This window comes from Thioalkalivibrio sp. ALE14, from assembly GCF_000376845.1.
Lineage (GTDB): Bacteria > Pseudomonadota > Gammaproteobacteria > Ectothiorhodospirales > Ectothiorhodospiraceae > Thioalkalivibrio.
The window spans coordinates 24,180-42,031 of record NZ_AQXY01000019.1 but is presented as its reverse complement, the minus strand read 5'-3'; the positions used below and the strand labels follow the sequence as shown (position 1 = coordinate 42,031).

At 66.0% G+C, this 17,852-nt stretch carries 16 protein-coding genes; 8 read left to right on the top strand and 8 right to left on the bottom strand.

Annotated features, from left to right (window positions below):
* The first annotated feature begins 45 nt into the window (after positions 1 to 45).
* Positions 46 to 1,428, top strand: a complete 1,383-nt coding sequence (locus F572_RS0102260; RefSeq protein ID WP_026142970.1) for a lyase family protein — start codon at positions 46 to 48, stop codon at positions 1,426 to 1,428.
* 34 nt (positions 1,429 to 1,462) lie between these two features.
* On the opposite strand, the gene F572_RS0102255 is transcribed toward F572_RS0102260, so the two are convergent.
* The 7 genes from F572_RS0102255 to F572_RS0102225 form a co-directional block, all read right to left on the bottom strand.
* Positions 1,463 to 3,415: a bifunctional diguanylate cyclase/phosphodiesterase gene (locus tag F572_RS0102255; RefSeq protein ID WP_017941572.1), complete on the bottom strand. Its 1,953-nt coding sequence runs from the start codon at positions 3,413 to 3,415 to the stop codon at positions 1,463 to 1,465.
* A gap of 29 nt (positions 3,416 to 3,444) precedes the next feature.
* Entirely contained in the window at positions 3,445 to 4,284 is an 840-nt protein-coding gene (locus F572_RS0102250; protein ID WP_017941571.1) for an HDOD domain-containing protein, read from the bottom strand.
* The gene (locus tag F572_RS14690; protein WP_026142969.1) at positions 4,284 to 4,670 is read right to left on the bottom strand and encodes a hypothetical protein; all 387 of its coding nucleotides are present in this window, start codon (positions 4,668 to 4,670) and stop codon (positions 4,284 to 4,286) included. The genes F572_RS0102250 and F572_RS14690 overlap by 1 nt, the downstream gene beginning before the upstream one ends.
* A gap of 9 nt (positions 4,671 to 4,679) precedes the next feature.
* Positions 4,680 to 7,433 (bottom strand): aconitate hydratase AcnA, encoded by a 2,754-nt coding sequence (gene acnA, locus F572_RS0102240; RefSeq protein WP_017941569.1) that lies wholly within the window; start codon positions 7,431 to 7,433, stop codon positions 4,680 to 4,682.
* Between the two features lie 16 nt (positions 7,434 to 7,449).
* Entirely contained in the window at positions 7,450 to 8,079 is a 630-nt protein-coding gene (gene hflD, locus F572_RS0102235; protein ID WP_017941568.1) for a high frequency lysogenization protein HflD, read from the bottom strand.
* A 79-nt stretch (positions 8,080 to 8,158) separates the two neighbouring features.
* Positions 8,159 to 9,259, bottom strand: coding sequence for a tRNA 2-thiouridine(34) synthase MnmA (mnmA, locus tag F572_RS0102230; protein WP_017941567.1), 1,101 nt, complete (start codon positions 9,257 to 9,259; stop codon positions 8,159 to 8,161).
* Positions 9,256 to 9,717, bottom strand: a complete 462-nt coding sequence (locus tag F572_RS0102225; protein WP_017941566.1) for an NUDIX domain-containing protein — start codon at positions 9,715 to 9,717, stop codon at positions 9,256 to 9,258. The genes mnmA and F572_RS0102225 overlap by 4 nt, the downstream gene beginning before the upstream one ends.
* 154 nt (positions 9,718 to 9,871) lie before the next feature.
* On the opposite strand from F572_RS0102225, the gene icd reads away from it, so the two are divergent.
* From icd to clpA, 3 genes are all read left to right on the top strand, one after another.
* A complete protein-coding gene (icd, locus tag F572_RS0102220) occupies positions 9,872 to 11,128 on the top strand; it encodes an NADP-dependent isocitrate dehydrogenase (RefSeq protein WP_017941565.1) in 1,257 nt (418 codons plus the stop codon).
* Between the two features lie 110 nt (positions 11,129 to 11,238).
* Positions 11,239 to 11,565: an ATP-dependent Clp protease adapter ClpS gene (gene clpS / locus F572_RS0102215; RefSeq protein WP_017941564.1), complete on the top strand. Its 327-nt coding sequence runs from the start codon at positions 11,239 to 11,241 to the stop codon at positions 11,563 to 11,565.
* Between the two features lie 5 nt (positions 11,566 to 11,570).
* Positions 11,571 to 13,841: an ATP-dependent Clp protease ATP-binding subunit ClpA gene (gene clpA, locus F572_RS0102210; RefSeq protein ID WP_017941563.1), complete on the top strand. Its 2,271-nt coding sequence runs from the start codon at positions 11,571 to 11,573 to the stop codon at positions 13,839 to 13,841.
* Between the two features lie 90 nt (positions 13,842 to 13,931).
* Here the strand turns inward: clpA and infA are convergent, their stop codons facing one another.
* Complete coding sequence (infA, locus tag F572_RS0102205) at positions 13,932 to 14,150, bottom strand: translation initiation factor IF-1 (RefSeq protein ID WP_012982660.1); 219 nt, start codon at positions 14,148 to 14,150, stop codon at positions 13,932 to 13,934.
* Positions 14,151 to 14,360: 210 nt separating this feature from the next.
* Here infA and fabD point away from each other — a divergent pair, with 210 nt between their 5' ends.
* The 4 genes from fabD (at position 14,361) to fabF (ending at position 17,837) form a co-directional block, all read left to right on the top strand.
* Positions 14,361 to 15,305 (top strand): ACP S-malonyltransferase, encoded by a 945-nt coding sequence (gene fabD, locus F572_RS0102200; RefSeq protein ID WP_081602010.1) that lies wholly within the window; start codon positions 14,361 to 14,363, stop codon positions 15,303 to 15,305.
* 76 nt (positions 15,306 to 15,381) lie between these two features.
* Positions 15,382 to 16,119, top strand: a complete 738-nt coding sequence (gene fabG, locus F572_RS0102195; RefSeq protein ID WP_017941561.1) for a 3-oxoacyl-ACP reductase FabG — start codon at positions 15,382 to 15,384, stop codon at positions 16,117 to 16,119.
* 128 nt (positions 16,120 to 16,247) lie between these two features.
* Positions 16,248 to 16,487 (top strand): acyl carrier protein, encoded by a 240-nt coding sequence (gene acpP, locus F572_RS0102190; RefSeq protein ID WP_017941560.1) that lies wholly within the window; start codon positions 16,248 to 16,250, stop codon positions 16,485 to 16,487.
* Positions 16,488 to 16,616: 129 nt separating this feature from the next.
* A complete protein-coding gene (gene fabF / locus F572_RS0102185) occupies positions 16,617 to 17,837 on the top strand; it encodes a beta-ketoacyl-ACP synthase II (RefSeq protein WP_017941559.1) in 1,221 nt (406 codons plus the stop codon).
* Positions 17,838 to 17,852 lie beyond the last annotated feature (15 nt).

Sequence of the window (17,852 nt, the reverse complement as noted above, 5' to 3'; positions counted from 1 at the left end):
GAGCCGGACTCCGGTAACCGGCGCGGACTCAAACAGGAGAATGGCATGTCGAAGCCCGCAATGCGTGAGGAACAGGACAGTCTCGGGCCGGTGGAGGTCCCGGAAGAGGCGCTGTGGGGCGCCCAGACCCAGCGTGCGGTGGATAATTTTCACATCGCCGGGCGACCCCTGCCGCGGGCGTTCATCCGCGCGCTGGCGCAGACCAAGGCGGCCTGCGCCGAGGCCAATCAGGGGCTGGACCAGCTAACGCCCGACGTGGCCGGCGCGATCGTCGCAGCCGCCGAGGCGATCGCCAGTGGCGAGTATGCCGACGCCTTTCCGGTGGATGTCTACCAGACCGGTTCCGGCACCAGCAGCAACATGAACATGAACGAAGTGATCGCGCGCCTGGCCTCGACCGATGGCCTGCCGGTTCACCCGAACGATCACGTGAATCGTTCGCAGAGTTCGAATGACGTAATCCCCACCGCGTTGCACGTGGCGGCCTCCACCCAGCTGGAGCAGGAGCTGATCCCGGCCCTGCGTCACCTGATTGCCACCATTGCCCGGCGCGAGGGCGGGCTGACCGCGGTCGTGAAGACCGGGCGTACCCACCTGATGGACGCGATGCCAGTGCGCATGAGCCAGGAGCTTTCCGGCTGGCGCACGCAGCTGGAGCTGGACGTGGAACGCCTGCGCGAGACCCGTACCCGGGTGAACCGGCTTGCGATCGGCGGGACGGCGGTGGGCACGGGCATCAATGCCCCGGCGGCATTCGGGGATCGCGTCGCGGCGCGCCTGGCGGAGCGCACCGGGATTGCCTTCGAGCGGGAGTCAAACGGGTTTGCGGGGCTTGCCAGCCAGGACACTGCCGTCGAGTTGTCCGGGCAGCTGCGGACCACGGCGACCAGCCTGATCAAGATCGCCAACGACCTGCGCTGGATGAACTCGGGGCCGCTGGCCGGGCTCGGCGAGATCGCCCTGCCGGCCCTGCAGCCCGGCAGTTCGATCATGCCGGGGAAGGTCAATCCGGTGATCCCCGAGGCCGTGATCATGGCGGCGCAGCAGGTCATCGGGCTGGACGCCGCGATCGCAGCGGCCGGGCAGGGCGGCAACTTCCAGCTGAACGTGGGGCTGCCGCTGATTGCCGACAACCTGCTCAATCAGACAGGGCTGCTCGCGCGCGCGTGCGAACACCTGGCGGACCGGGCGATCGCGGGCTTCACGGTCAACGAGGATGTCCTGCGCGCGGCTCTGGATCGCAATCCGATCCTGGTCACGGCCCTGAACGCCGAGATCGGCTACGAGGCCGGGGCGCGCATCGCCAAGGAGGCCTATGCCACGGGGCGGCCGATCGTCGAGGTCGCGGCGGAACACACCGACATCCCGCGCGAACGCCTGCAGGCCCTGCTGGACCCGGCGGCCCTGACCGGCCCGCAGGGCGGATAGGAACGGTTCCCCGGTTCTGCGGGTAGAGCGGCGGTCAGGCGGTTTCCAGGGGGAGGGTGACCGCCGGGCCCAGCAGCTTGCGGAAGTCCGCAAACGGGACCGGATGCGAATAGTAGTAGCCCTGCGCCGTGTGGCAGTCGAGCTTCTGCAGGAGCTGCGCCTGCCGTTCGGTTTCCACGCCCTCCGCGATCACGTCCAGCCCCAGGGTGCGGGCCATCAGCACGATGGCGCGCACGATCTGTGCGTGTCCGTCGCCCTGGTCGAGGTCTTTCACGAAGGAGCGGTCGATCTTCAGCGTATCGGCGGGCAGCTGCTTGAGCTGCATCAGGGAGGCATGTCCGGTGCCGAAGTCGTCGACCGCGAGGGACATACCCGCCTGGCGCAGGCGCTGAAAGACCCGGGCGGCGCCTTTCGGGTCATCCATGATGCTGGTCTCGGTCAGCTCCAGTTCGATGCAGCGTGTCGGGATGCCGGCCTCGCGGATAATGCGATGAAATCCCCCGGCAAGGTCCGGCTGGCGCAGCTGGCGGGCGGAGACATTGATCGCGATCCTGGGTAGCGCGTCTTCGGCGACGCGCAGGGACTGCAGGTCCCGGCAGACCTGACGCAGTACCCATTCCCCGATTTCCTCGATCAGGGTCATGTCCTCGGCCAGTTCAATAAAGTGGCCGGGCGGTAGCAGGCCCAGTTTCGGATGCTGCCAGCGGATCAGCGCCTCGGCACCGATGATGCGCCCGCTCGCGAGTTCGACCTTGGGCTGGTAGTGCAGAACGAGCTGGTCGTTGGCGATCGCCTGGCCCAGTTCGTTCTCCAGTTCGAAGTGGCGGAAGGTGCGGGCGTTCAGGTCCTGGGTGTAGAAGCGGAACCCATTGCGCCCGCGCTGCTTGGCCTCGTACATCGCGGCGTCCGCGTTCCCCAGCAGGGTGTCCGGGTCCTCGCCGTCGTAGGGGTAGACCGCGATTCCGCAGGAGACGCTGCTGACGACCGGCTGGTCGAAGATCTGGCGCTCGGTGGCGGTCTTGCGCACCACGTCGGTGACCAGCCGGACGATGCCTTCCAGCCCCTCGCCGTCCTCGACGAGGATGCCGAATTCATCGCCACCCAGACGTGAAAGGGTGGTACGCAGCTGGCGTCCCGATCGTTCCCGTGCATGGTCCAGCAGCCCGGAAAGGTCCTGTGCGACCTTGCGGATGAGTTCGTCCCCGGCACGGTGTCCCAGGGAGTCGTTGGTGCGCTTGAAGTTGTCGAGGTCGAGCAGGATCAGCGCCACGTGCCCTGCGGCGGCCCCCGCATGGCGCTCCATCGCCTGCGACAGGCGGTCGCTGAACAGCATGCGGTTGGGCAGGTTGGTCAGCGAGTCGTGCGACATGTGGTGCAGCAGCTCGCGCGACTGGCGTTCGGTGATCCGCTGCAGGGCTTTCTGGCGGCGGTCCATCATCTGGAACAGGTCGGCACTCTCCAGCGCGTAGGCGGTGTTGAACAGCACCATGGTCAGCGTCGACAGGATCATCTCGTAGCGCTGCAGCTCCGCCTGGCGGAAGCGGGCGACGAACATCCCGCGAATGCGGGTGCGCGTGGAGATGACGTGCAACATCACGCTGTCGCCCGCCGCCGGGGAGGGCAGGCAGACCGGGTGATTCTGGTGCAGCGCCCAGGAGAACTGCCCGTCCTGGATGAGCTGTTCGACGGTCTCCGCGAGATCCGGCTCCAGCTCCCCCGGATGTTCCTGGTAGGCCAGGTTAAAGGAGCAGTCGTTGTCGAGGACATACACCGCCACGTCCTGCGCCGGCAGCAGTCGGCGGATGGCCTCGACGGTGTTCTGTATGATCAGTTCGGGGCTGCGGTTGCGGTCGGTGTCGCCAAAGATCGCCGTGGTCGAGGCGAGCACATCCATCGCATAGGCGTTGGCCTCCAGGGCCTCCTCGAGGAAGCGGATACGCTCATGAAGGGCATTGACCTCCTCGGGCGTGCGATAGGATGGGCTCATGCAACAGCGTCCTTTGCCTGCATAGGGGCTCAGTCGAGGAGGATCGCCTGCATCTGGTCCAGATGCTTGCAGGCGTGGCCGATGATGTCTTCGTAGATCGGCATCTCCAGGCCAATGCGATCGAAGGTCTCGGGTGCCACCGGGGGCACGAAACGCTCGCCGGACGACCCCAGCCGCAGCGAGTTCGCGATGCTGTCGGCGACGTGCACGATCGCGGTTTCCACCGGAAACGCGCGGGCCTCCTCCGGGGCGTGGTGGTAGCGCGTGGCCTCCACCTGGGCGGGAGCCATGCCCCATTGCTCGAGCAGGCCGGAGCCGATGGCCGCGTGGTCGAAGCCGAGCAGTTCCCGTTCCGCTTCGAACAGCAGGCACTGCTCGCGCTCGCGGATGTTGATCAGCTCCTCGGTTCCGGTGCCCAGGTGCAGAAACAGCAGCAGGCGCCCCAGGTCGTGCATGATCCCGTATAGGTACAGGCGCTCGATGTTCGCCTCGCGCCGGAAGCGGGCGATGGATCGACTGAGCACGCCGACCGCGATGCTGTGGCGCCAGAAGGATTCCATGTCGACGCCGATGACTGGCAGGCCGCGGAAGTGCTGGATGACGATGGTCGACAGCACGATCTGGCGCATCTGCTGCAACCCGATAATCGAGACCGCCCGGTGCAGGGTGTCGATGGGCTCGGGGAAGCCGTACAGCGAGGAATTGGCCATCCGCAGTGTCTTCGCGGCGATGGTCGGGTCCAGCTCCACTGCCTCGGTGATCCCGGCGACGTTGGCGGTTGGATCGCTAAGGCGCGTGAAGATGGTGTTGTAACTGCCGGAAAAACTGCACAGCGCTTCGTCCTGCTCGAGAAACTCGGCCACCGTCATCAGGCACTCCGGGGCTTGTGACCGCGGCGCATGAGATCGTCCAGGAGCTGCTCGCGGGCCAGTCGATGGATCCCGTCCATTGGATGCGCCGCCACGTCACAGTGACGGAAGCGCTCGGCCAGGATGGTATCGGCCTGTTCTTCCATCTCCGGGGTGGGGCGGGCATCGGCGGGGAGCTCCGGGGGCTCGTCGTGGCCATCGTTGGCGGCTGCCTGCTCGTCCTCGACGACCTCGACGGTGCTGATGCCCCAGGACAGGAGTACGCGGATCTGCTTGTCCTGGAGCACCATGCCGGCGGGGATCAGGAGACGGCCGGAACGGTCATGAACCGCTGTCGCCAGCGTCTGACCGGACTGTACCGCTTCCGTGGATATCCGCCGTCCCATGCCGAAACCTTATGCGGAAGCTGCGAGCTGGCGCAACACATAGGGCAGGATGCCGCCGTGGCGGAAGTAGTCCACCTCCTGCGGGGTATCCAGGCGTACGCGCACGGTGAAGGTCTTGCGCTGGCCGTCGCCGTCCACGGCCGTGACCGTGGCCTCGCGGGCCTCGCCGTTTTCCACGCCGGTGATGCTGTAGGTCTCGCGGCCGGTCAGCCCGTGGCTGGCTGCGTTCTCGCCGGGCAGGAATTGCAGGGGCAGTACGCCCATGCCGACCAGGTTGGAGCGGTGGATGCGCTCGTAGCTCTCGACAATCACGGCCTTTACGCCGAGCAAGAGGGTGCCCTTGGCGGCCCAGTCGCGCGACGAGCCGGTGCCGTATTCCTGCCCGGCGATCACGATCAGCGGCGTGTCTTCTTCCTGGTACTTCATCGCGGCGTCGTAGATGGACATCTGTTCGCGATCCGGCAGGTGCTGGGTGACGCCACCCTGGGTGCCCGGCGCGAGCAGGTTGCGCAGGCGCACGTTGGCGAAGGTGCCGCGCATCATCACCTCGTGGTTGCCGCGGCGCGAGCCATACGAGTTGAAGTCGGCGGGTTTGACGCCCTTCGATTCGAGATAACGGCCCGCCGGGCTGTCCTTGGCGATGGAGCCGGCCGGTGAGATGTGGTCGGTGGTCACCGAGTCGCCCAGCAGCGCCAGCACACGCGCGCCCTGGATGTCGTGCCAGGGCATCGGGGTCATGCCCATGCCCTTGAAGTAGGGCGGGTTGCGCACGTAGGTGGAGTCTTCCTGCCACTCGTAGCGCTGGCCCTGCGGGGCCTCGAGGTTTTTCCAGCGGTCCTCGCCGGAGTACAGATCCCCGTAGGCCGTGGTGAAACTGCCAGCACCGACATGGCTGGCGACTTCCTGGCGCACCTCTTCCGTGGTGGGCCAGATGTCTTTCAGGTAGATCGCGCGGCCCTCGGCGTTTTCGCCAATCGGGTCGTTGTAGAGGTCGATATTGCTGCGTCCGGCCAGCGCATAGGCGACCACCAGCGGCGGCGAGGCAAGGAAGTTCATCTGCACCTCGGAATGGATGCGCCCCTCGAAGTTGCGGTTGCCGGAGAGCACCGAGCTGACAATCAGGTCGTCCTTGATGATGGCCTCGCTGATCGGCTCCGGCAGCGGGCCGGAGTTGCCGATGCAGGTGGTGCAGCCGTAACCCACTACATGGAAGCCCAGGTGCTCGAGGTCCTTCAGCAGGCCGGACTTCTCCAGATAATCGGTTACCACGCGCGAGCCGGGGGCCAGGGAAGTCTTCACCCACGGCTTCACCTGCAGGCCCAGTTCGCGGGCCTTGCGGGCGACCAGACCGGCACCCAGCATCACGGACGGATTGGAGGTGTTGGTGCAGGAGGTGATCGCCGCAATCACGATGTCGCCGTGATCGAGGGTGAAGGTCTCGCCGTCCATCTCGATGGCGGTGTGGTGCGGTTCCTCCGCCTGGTGCTCCACGCCCACGGCGGTATGCCCACCCTCGGCGGCGAAGCGTTCCGCCTCGTCCGGCTCGTCGCTACCGCTGTCGCGTTCCTTCAGCATGGTGTCCAGGTGGCGGCTGATGGTGGCGCCGGCCTCGCTCAACGGGATGCGGTCCTGAGGGCGCTTGGGCCCGGCCAGGCTCGGTTCCACGGTGGACAGGTCCAGTTCCAGCATGTCGCTGTAGCGGGCGATCGGGGCGCTGTCGTCACGCCACAGGCCCTGGGCCTTCGCGTAGGCCTCGATAAACTCGATGTGCCCGGCCTCGCGGCCGGTCAGACGGAGGTAGGTCAGGGTTTCCTCGTCGATCGGGAAGATGCCGCAGGTCGCGCCGTATTCCGGGGCCATGTTGGCGATGGTCGCGCGATCGGCCAGCGGCAGGTCGGCCAGGCCGTCGCCGAAGAACTCGACGAACTTCCCGACCACGCCCTGCTTGCGCAGCATCTCGACGATCACCAGTACGAGGTCGGTCGCGGTGGCCCCCTCGGCTAGCTTGCCGGTCAGGCGGAAGCCCACCACCTGCGGGATCAGCATGGAGATGGGCTGGCCGAGCATCGCGGCCTCGGCCTCGATGCCGCCCACGCCCCAGCCGAGCACGCCGAGGCCGTTGATCATGGTGGTGTGGGAGTCGGTACCGACCAGGGTGTCGGGATAGGCCATGCAGCCGCCCTCGGCCTTGTCGTCCACGAACACGGTGCGGGCCAGGTACTCCAGGTTGACCTGGTGCACGATGCCGGTATCGGGCGGCACGACCTTGAAGGTATCAAAGGCCTGCTGACCCCACTTGAGGAAGCTGTAGCGTTCGCGGTTGCGCGAGTATTCCAGCTCCGCGTTCAGGTTCATCGCGTTGGCGTTGCCGTGCGCGTCCACCTGGACCGAGTGGTCGATGACCAGCTCCGCCGGCTGCAGCGGGGTGATCTTCTTGGGGTCCCCGCCCAGGGCCTCCATGGCATCGCGCATCGCGGCCAGATCGACAACCGCCGGGACGCCGGTGAAGTCCTGCAGCAGCACGCGGGCGGGACGGAAGGCGATCTCCTGGGTGGGTTCGGCCTGCGGGTCCCAGTCGAGCAGGGCCTCGATGTCGGCGCGGCGCACCGTGCGCTCGTCCTCGAAGCGCAGCAGGTTCTCCAGCAGCACCTTCAGCGCGAAGGGCAGGTCCTTCGCCCGGTCGTCGTCGGTGATCGGCACGTAGCGGCAGTCGATACCGCCGGCAGAGAGGTTGCGGGTGTTCTTCGGGTCAGCGTGGCTCATGATGCGTCTTCCGCGTTCAGGTATTGAGTCGGTTGAGGATGTTGTTCGCTTCGCGAATCAGCCGCTTGCGGCCGAAAAGGAGTTTCCAGCGGGATCCACCGGCCTGGCGCCAGAGGACCGCGGCCCGGATCCCGGCCAGCAGCAGCGCGCGGATGCGCGCGGCGGTCTCGGGATTCGAGAGGTTGTTCTGTTCGCCCTGGACGATGATGCGCGGGCCCAGCTCGGAGATCGTTTCCTTGTAGATCTCGGCCAGGCGCGCGATCACGCTTTCGTGCGTGATGTGGAAATAGTCGATCTGGCGCTGGGCGCCCTGCAGTCCGTCGGTGAGCTGCTGCAGCATGTCGTCGCGCTTTTGCAGCTTGCGCTCGAGGAAGATCAGTCCGATGGCGTAGCGGGTGATCTCCATGTCGGGCGGCTTGCTGCCGTTTTGCAGCTGGCTCTCGACGCGTTCCAGCCCGCTGCGCAGGCTGACTGCCTCGCGGTAGACCGCCTCGGGGGTCTCGACATCGAAGGCGAACAGGCTGCCGATCAGGACCTCGAATTCGTATTCGTCGCAGCTGCCGCGCCAGGCGAGGTCCTTGACCAGGCTCGCGCACTGAAAGAGGGCGGCCAGTGCCAGGGTGCGGTTGTGGTCGGAGCGGTCCAAGCCAGTTGATTCCTTGGGTGGGCGGGGCGGGATGCCGGGTGGGCTCACTATACCGGAAGTGGCCCGGCAGACTCACGGATCAGGCCGCAGCCATCGTGGTACGCCTCGCGATCACGGCCCCTCCGAGACAGACATCGCCGCGGTAGAAGGCGATCGACTGTCCGGGGGTCGCGGCCCGTTGCGGGGCGTCGAACACCACCGTGGCTCCGGCGCCGTCCAGCGCCGCCACGCGGCAGGCCTGCAGGGGCTGACGATGGCGCAACCGGGCCTGCACCGGCTCCCCGGTAGCCGGTGGCTCGTGAATCCAGTGGACCGGCTCGGTCGTCAGGGAAGGGCTCATCAGCAGCGGATGCTGCGGGTCCTGGGCGACGATCAGGGCGTTGTGCTCGAGGTCCTTGTCGACGACGTACCAGGGGGCCTCGGCGAAGCCGTCGACCCCGCCGATGCCCAGTCCCTGGCGCTGGCCGAGGGTGTAGAACATCAGGCCCTGATGGCGGCCGATGATCTGCCCCTCCGGGGTGCGCATGTCGCCTTCGGGTGCCTTCAGGTACTGCGCCAGAAAGTCGCGGAAGCGGCGCTCGCCGATGAAGCAGATGCCGGTGGAGTCCTTGCGGGCGTGATTGGGCAGGCCCAGTTCGCGGGCCCGTTCGCGGACCTGGTCCTTGGGGATGCCCCCCAACGGGAACAGGGCCGGGCGCAGCTGCTCCTGGGTCAGGGTGTGCAGGAAGTAGGTCTGGTCCTTGTTGGCGTCAGCCGCCATGCACAGTTCGCTGTAGTCCGCATGATGGCGGACCCGCGCGTAATGGCCGGTGGCGATCCAGCGGGCGCCGAGCTCGCGCGCGTGGTCGAGGAACGAGCGGAACTTGATCTCGCGGTTGCAGAGGATGTCCGGGTTCGGGGTGCGTCCCTCCTCGTATTCGTGCAGGAACTGCGCGAATACGCGCTGGCGGTAGTCCTCGGCGAAGTTGGCCTTGTGCAGCGGAATCTCCAGGCAGTCCGCCACCTCGACGGCCATCCGATAGTCGGCCTCGGCGGCGCAGTACTCGGCGTCGTCATCATCCTCCCAGTTCTTCATGAACAGGCCCTCGACGCGATAGCCGGCCTCCAGCAGCCGGCTGGCCGCGACGGCGGAGTCGACGCCGCCGGACAGGCCGACGATGACGCGTTCGCGTTCCGTCATGGCGCGAAGGCCCGGACCAACCCCCCGACCGCCGCGAGCGGGAGCCGCAGTCCGTCCCGGTAACGCTGGATGCTGCGCATCACCAGGGGGCTGCGCAGGGGCCAGTCGCGTTCGGCCATCTCCGGTGTGAGCCAGTGCAGGTCATGGATCGCCGGATCGCGGGGGGGCGGGGAGGGCGCCGAGGCACTCGTGCCGCAGAAGGTGACGCGCAGGATTACCGCTCCGCTGGCCAGTTCGAGCAGGTCGCAGCCGAGGGCCGCCTCGGGTGTGAATGCGAGGCGGGTCTCCTCGAGCACCTCGCGCACGACCGCTTCGGTCAGGTCTTCGCCGGTGTCCAGATGCCCGGCCGGCTGGTTCAGGACGCGCTGACCGGCGTCGGTTTCCTCGACGAACAGGAATCGGCCTTCGTGCTCGATTACGGCGGCCACGGTGATGTGACAGGGGAGGCGTTCGGTCATGCGGCGGATGATAACGCAGCCGTCGACGCCTGCCGCCGTTCCGGAACGCGCAATGGGTTTCGCTTGTGTCCCCGGAAACGCCGGTCCGGTATGTATAATCGAGATATACGCATCCCACCGATCCATTTTCTCGATTTCCGCACAAGGAGTTGGCATGGCCTACCAGCACATTCAGGTCCCGGAGAAGGGCGAACGCATCACCGTCGATGACCAGGGGAAGCTGCAGGTGCCGGATCATCCGGTGATCCCCTATATCGAGGGTGACGGGATCGGTGTGGACATCACCCCGGTGATGCGCCGGGTGACCGATGCGGCCGTGGAAAAGGCCTATGGTGGCAAGAAGAAGATTGAATGGATGGAGGTCTACGCCGGCGAGAAGGCGACCGGGGTCTATGCCGACGACTCCGGGCTGCCGGACGAGACCCTGCAGGCGGTGAAGGACTATCGCGTGTCGATCAAGGGCCCGCTGACCACCCCGGTCGGTGGTGGCTTCCGTTCCCTGAACGTGGCGTTGCGCCAGAAGCTGGACCTGTATGTCTGCCTGCGTCCGGTTCGCTATTACGACGGCACGCCGAGCCCGCTGAAGGAGCCGGAGAAGACCGATATGGTCATCTTCCGCGAGAACTCCGAGGACATCTATGCCGGGATCGAGTTCGAGTCCGGCACGCCGGAGGCGAAGAAGGTCATCGACTTTCTGCAGGACGAGATGGGCGTCACCCAGATCCGCTTTCCGGACACCGCGGGGATCGGCGTGAAGCCGGTGTCCAGCGAGGGCACCAAGCGCCTGGTGCGCAAGGCCATCGAGTATGCGATCGACAACGATCGGCCGTCGGTGACCCTGGTGCACAAGGGTAACATCATGAAATTCACCGAGGGGTCGTTCAAGGCCTGGGGCTACGAGCTGGCGCGCGAGGAGTTCGGTGCGAAGGATCTCGACGGCGGGCCGTGGCAGACCTTCAAGAACCCCAAGACCGGGCGCGACATCGTGATCAAGGACGTGATCGCCGACGCCTTCCTGCAGCAGATCCTGCTGCGCCCGGAGGACTACTCGGTGATCGCCACGCTGAACCTGAACGGCGACTATATCTCCGACGCCCTGGCCGCCCAGGTGGGGGGCATCGGCATCGCCCCGGGTGCGAACCTGTCGGATACCACGGCCATGTTCGAGGCCACTCACGGCACGGCGCCGAAGTACGCCGGCCAGGACAAGGTGAACCCCGGCTCGCTGATCCTGTCTGCCGAGATGATGCTGCGGCATCTGGGGTGGTCCGAGGCGGCGGATCGGGTGGTCAAGGGCATGGGCGGCGCAATCAGTGCCGGCGAGGTGACCTACGACTTCGCGCGGCTGATGGACAACGTCGAGCCGATTGCCTGTTCGGCCTTCGGCGAGGCGATGATCAAGCACATGTGACGCACGGGCCGGTGGTCGGAGTGTCCGTAAGGGCACTTGGCTCGAGCCCGGAACCATTCGAGGATGGAGACACCCCAAACGAGTAACCGCTGAACGCGTGAGTTCGACCGATGAGTGATGACAAGCCCCAAAACCCCGATCGAGACGACTCGGTAACGGTCGAAGAATCGAGGCCGGAGCTCCAGCCACCGCGACAGTACAAGGTGGTACTGCTCAACGACGATTTCACGCCGATGGAGTTCGTGATCGAAGTACTGGAGACCTTCTTCAGCATGGATCGCGAAAAGGCCACCCGGGTGATGCTGCACGTGCATACGCGCGGCAAGGGAGTATGCGGCATCTTTACCCGGGATGTGGCCGAGACCAAGGTGGCGCAGGTGAACGATTACGCCCGCAGTCATCAGCACCCACTGCTTTGCTCGATGGAGGAGGCCTGACTCCCATGCTCGACAAGGAACTCGAATTCAGCCTGAACATGGTCTTCAAGGAGGCCCGCGAAAAACGTCACGAGTTCGTGACTGTTGAGCATCTGCTGATGGCGCTGGCGCAGAATCCCAGCGCGGCCACGGTGCTGCGGGCCTGCGGGGGCGATCTCGATCGCATCCGTGACGAACTTGAGGCCTACATTGACGAGAACACCCCGCGTATCCCGCCGAACGATTCGCGCGAGACACAGCCGACGCTGGGCTTCCAGCGCGTGCTGCAGCGGGCGGTGTTTCATGTGCAGTCCAGCGGACGCAAGGAAGTCTCCGGCGCCAACGTGCTGGTGGCGCTGTTCGGTGAACAGGACAGCCAGGCTCTGTATGTGCTGGGGCAGCAGAACATTTCGCGTCTGGATGTCGTCAACTTCATTTCGCACGGCATCTCCAAGGTCGGCGAGGACGAGCTCGGGGCGCAGCCCAACCCCAGCGAGTCCCAGGCCGAGCCGGTGGAGGGCGAGCGCGAGGACAAGACCAACGCGCTGCAGCTCTACGCCACCAACCTCAACGACAAGGCGCGCCGGGACGAGATCGATCCGCTGATCGGGCGCGATCACGAGATCGAGCGCACCATCCAGATCCTCTGCCGCCGGCGCAAGAACAACCCGCTGCTGGTGGGCGAGGCCGGCGTGGGCAAGACGGCGATCGCCGAAGGCCTGGCGCGACGGATCGTCGACGAACAGGTGCCCGAGGCCATCGAGTCGGCCACCGTTTATGCCCTCGACCTGGGGGCGCTGGTCGCCGGGACCAAGTATCGCGGTGACTTCGAGAAGCGCCTGAAGGGCGTGCTGGCCCAGCTGAAGAAGGAGCCGGGCGCGGTTCTGTTCATCGACGAGATCCATACCATCATCGGGGCCGGCGCGGCTTCCGGCGGGGTAATGGATGCCTCCAACCTGATCAAGCCGATGCTCGCCTCGGGTGAGTTGAAGTGCATCGGGTCCACCACCTATCAGGAATACCGCGGCATTTTCGAGAAGGATCGTGCCCTGGCGCGGCGTTTTCAGAAGATCGAGGTGCCCGAACCGACGGTGGACGAGACCGAGCAGATCCTGCGTGGCCTGAAGTCGCGCTTCGAGTTGCACCACAACGTGCGCTTCACCAAGCCGGCGCTGCGGGCGGCGGCGGAGCTGGCCGACCGCTACATCACCGACCGCTTCCTGCCGGACAAGGCGATCGACCTGATCGACGAGGCGGGTGCCAGTCGGCAGCTGCAGCCGGTCAGCCAGCGCAAGAAGACCATCGGTGTGCAGGACATTGAGACCATCGTGGCGAAGATCGCACGGATCCCGCCGAAGTCGGTCTCCAGCTCCGACAAGGAGACCCTGCGCAACCTCGAGCGGAACCTGAAGATGACCGTCTTCGGGCAGGACGAGGCCATCGGTACCCTGGCGACGGCCATCAAGATGGCGCGGTCCGGGCTCGGCGACATGGACAAGCCGATCGGTTCGTTCCTGTTTGCGGGACCGACAGGGGTCGGCAAGACCGAGGTCACACGGCAGCTGGCGCAGCAGATGGGGATTCATCTCGCCCGCTTCGACATGTCCGAGTACATGGAGCGCCACACCGTGTCGCGCCTGATCGGTGCGCCGCCGGGGTATGTCGGCTACGACGAGGGCGGCCTGCTGACCGACGCCATCCTGAAGCATCCGCATTCGGTGCTGCTGCTGGACGAGATCGAGAAGGCTCACCCGGACGTCTTCAACGTGCTGCTGCAAGTGATGGACCACGGCACGCTGACGGACGCCAACGGGCGCGAAGTGGATTTCCGCAACGTGATCCTGGTGATGACGACCAACGCGGGTGCGGAGCAGGCCAGCCGTCCGTCCGTGGGCTTTACCCAGCAGGACCACTCCAGCGATGCCATGGAGGCAATCAAGCGCACCTTCACGCCGGAGTTCCGCAATCGCCTGGATGCGACCATCCAGTTCGGGCCGCTGGACGAGGCGACCATCCTGAACGTGGTGGACAAGTTCCTGATCCAGCTGCAGGCCCAGCTCGACGAGAAGAAGGTCCACCTGACGGTGGAGCCGGACGCCCGCGCCTGGCTGGCCGAGCATGGTTACGACGTGAAGATGGGGGCCCGCCCGATGGCACGTACCCTGCAGGAGCACATCAAGAAGCCGCTGGCCGACGAACTGCTGTTCGGCCGTCTGGCGCATGGCGGGGAAGTTCGGGTTCGGCTGGGCGAGTCCGGGCTGGAGCTGGATATCCAGGAGACGGCCGTGTCGTCCTGATGCGGCGTGCTGGCGTAACCGGGCCCGCGGAAGGGCCCGCAAACGAAGAAGCCCCGGTCCTGCCGGGGCTTCTTCGTTAGAGAGGCGAACTTACTTGTTGCGGTAGACGATGCGACCCTTGGTCAGGTCATAGGGCGTCATCTGCACGATCACCTTGTCGCCGCGCAGGATCCGGATGTAATGCTTGCGCATCTTGCCGGAGATGTGCGCCGTGATCGTGTGCCCGTTTTCGAGCTCCACCCGGAAGGTGGTGTTCGGGAGCGTCTCGACGACGGTACCCTCCAGCTCGATTTCGTCTTCCTTCGCCATACAGTTCCTCTCGTATTGAATCAAGGTGGCGACATTATCCGGATGCGCTGGTGGAACACAAGTCACGCGGCGCCACGCGTGGGCGGAGCGCCGGGCGTACGGGCATTCGCGCGCATCCATTCGGCAGGCGCCTGGCGCGATCGCGCCCGTTTGCCGACGTATCCCTGACCGCCTACACTACGCGCGCTTTCACGCGCGAGACCATTGCGAATGACAACATCTTGGGCAGCCGTATTTCCCGGCCAGGGGTCCCAGTCCAACGGCATGCTGGCCGATCTGGGCGATGACCATGCCATTGTCCGTGACACCTTCCAGGAGGCCTCGGATTGCCTCGACGCCGATCTCTGGAGCCTGTGCCAGCACGGCCCGGTCGAACAGCTGAACCAGACGGAATGGACCCAGCCGGTGATGCTCGCCGCGGGGGTCGCTGCCTGGCGCCTGTTGAGTGAACAGACGACCGCGCGCCCGCAGGCCGTTGCCGGTCACAGTCTCGGCGAGTACAGCGCGCTGGTGGCAGCCGGCGTGCTGCGCTTCCCCGACGCGGTCCGACTGGTCGCGGAACGCGCCCGGGCGATGCAGGCGGCGGTGCCCGAAGGCGAGGGCGCGATGGCCGCGATCCTCGGTCTCGATGACGTGGCGGTACAGGCCCTTTGCAGCGAGCACGCCGGGGGCGAGGTACTGGAAGCGGTCAACCTGAACGCCCCGGGGCAGGTGGTCATCGCGGGCAATACGGCCGCGGTCGATCGTGCCGTGGGCGCGGCGAAGGACGCGGGCGCCAAACGCGCCCTGAAGCTGCCGGTCTCGGTCCCCTCTCACTGTGCGCTGATGCGCCCGGCGGCGGATCGCCTCCAGGCCGCTCTGGACAACACCACCTTCAGTTCACCGAATATCCCGGTCTGGCAGAATGTGACGGCGGCGCCGGCGGAGTCCGCCGAGGTGATCAAGGAAAACCTGGCGGCGCAGCTTTATCGGCCGGTACGCTGGGTCGAGACCGTTCGCGGTCTGCGCGGGCAGGGCGTGGCGGTTCAGGTGGAGTGCGGGCCGGGGCGTGTGCTGACGGGCCTGGCCAAGCGGATCGATCGTGAGCTGGAACTGTTCGATGTCGCCGACCGCGACACCCTGAAGGCCACCCTGGAGCGCCTGGGGTCGGACTGACCCTCAATGGCCGGGACACGCTCGGTCAACCTCGTTTCGCCAACCCCTCTTACATGATGAAGCAAAGGCAACTGCCATGTCCGACAGCAAACGTGTAGCCCTCGTCACCGGCGCAAGCCGCGGGATCGGCGCCGCCATCGCCCGCCGCCTGGCCGAACAGGGCCTGCAGGTCGTAGGTACCGCCACCAGTGAGGCCGGTGCCGAACGGATCACCGAGGTCCTGAAGGAATGGGGCGGGCGCGGGATCGCGATGGACGTCACCGACGGGGAATCTGTCGCCGCCGGCCTGCAGTCCATCCAGGATCAGGAAGGCCCGATCGAGGTGCTGGTGAACAATGCCGGCATCACCCGCGACAACCTGTTCATGCGCATGAAGGACGAGGAGTGGGATGCGATCATCGATACCAACCTCTCCGCCGCCGTGTGCCTGACCCAGCGCCTGCTGAAGGGCATGATGAAGCTGCGCCGCGGCCGCATCATCCTGATCGGCTCCGTGGTGGGCTCCACCGGCAACGCCGGGCAGACGAACTACGCCGCGGCCAAGGCCGGCCTGGCGGGCTTTGCCCGGTCGCTGGCGCGCGAGGTCGGGAGCCGCAGTATCACCGTGAATACGGTCGCCCCCGGGTTCATCGATACCGATATGACCCGCGAGCTGGGTGATGACACCAAGGCGGCCCTGCTGGGCCAGATCCCGCTGGGGCGCCTCGGCGCGCCGGAGGAGATCGCGGCGGCGGTCGGTTTCCTGGCCTCGGAGGAGGCTGGTTACATCACTGGCGAGACCCTGCACGTCAACGGCGGGATGTTCATGCATTGATCACGGCGGGCAGGCCGCGTGCCGCCCGCAGGTCCCGCTGCACGCATCGCTAGATCGCGGCGGGGCTTTTCTCTAGAATGGCGGACCTTTCAACGAAGCCGCCTCACACCGAAGGGGATTTCTGAACCATGAGTAGCATTGAAGAACGCGTCAAGAAGATCGTTGTCGAGCAACTGGGAGTCAAGGAAGAGGACGTGACCAACGCCGCTGCCTTCGTCGACGACCTGGGTGCGGATTCGCTGGACACGGTGGAACTGGTGATGGCGCTCGAAGAGGAATTCGAGACCGAGATCCCCGACGAGCAGGCGGAAAAGATCACCACCGTGCAGCAGGCGATCGATTACATCAACGAGCACATGAAGGACTGATCCGACGCCTCCGGGCGCCGGTCAGGACGACGCGAACGGGCCTTCCTGCGCGCAGGGCGGCCCTTCGTCGTTTCGCTGAACGCGTATTGCAGTCTTTCGAGGAGAACATCATTGGCTAAGCGACGTGTCGTGATTACCGGGCTGGGGATCGTGTCCCCGGTCGGATCCACTATCGACAAGGCCTGGAGCAACATCAAGGCCGGCAAGAGCGGCATTTCCCCCATCGATGTCTTCGATGCCTCGGACATGCCGGTCAAGATCTCCGGCGCGGTTCGGGACTTCGAGGCCAATGACTACGTCCCGACGAAAGACCAGAAGAAGATGGACACCTTCGTCCTCTACGGGATCGCCGCCGGCCTGCAGGCCCTCGACGACTCCGGGCTGGAGGTGACCGAGGAGAACGCCGAGCGGATCGGGGTCGCCATCGGCTCCGGGATCGGCGGTCTGCCGTATATCGAGCGCTCCTACGGGGCGTATCTGAAGGGCGGTGCCCGCAAGATCTCGCCGTTCTTCGTGCCCAGCGCGATCATCAACATGGTGGCGGGCAACCTGTCCATCATGCGCAACCTGCAGGGCCCGAACATCTCCATCGTGTCCGCCTGTGCGACCGGCACCCACAACATCGGCGATGCCGCGCGCATGATTGCCTACGGCGATGCCGACGCAATGGTTGCGGGCGGTGCCGAGATGGCCACCACGCCGCTGGGCATCGGCGGGTTCGCGGCCGCGCGCGCGCTGTCCACCCGCAACGACGACCCGGAACGCGCATCGCGCCCCTGGGACCAGGATCGCGATGGTTTCGTGCTCAGCGACGGCGCCGGCGTGATGATGCTGGAAGAGTACGAGCACGCGAAGGCCCGTGGGGCCAACATCTACTGCGAGGTCGCCGGCTTTGCCTGGAATGCGGATGCGCACCACATGACGCAGCCGATCCAGGATGGCTCCGGCGCCGCGAAGTGCATGCATCGTGCCCTGAAGGATGCCGGCGTGAACCCGGAAGAGGTGGGTTACATCAACGCCCACGGGACGTCCACCCCGGCCGGCGACCTGGCCGAGACCCAGGGCCTGAAGAAGGCCTTCGGTGATCACGCGTACAAGCTGCTGGTGAACTCCACCAAGTCGATGACCGGCCACCTCCTGGGGGCCGCGGGGGGCATCGAGGGCGTCTTCACGGCCCTCGCGCTGCGTGATCAGGTGTCGCCGCCGACGATCAACCTGGAGAACCCCAGCGAGGGTTGCGACCTGGATTACGTGGCCAACGAGGCGCGCGAGATGAACACCAAGGTGGGCCTGTCGAATTCCTTCGGTTTCGGCGGCACCAACGGCACCCTGGTGTTCCGCAGCATCTGACGCTGCGGCGCCGCC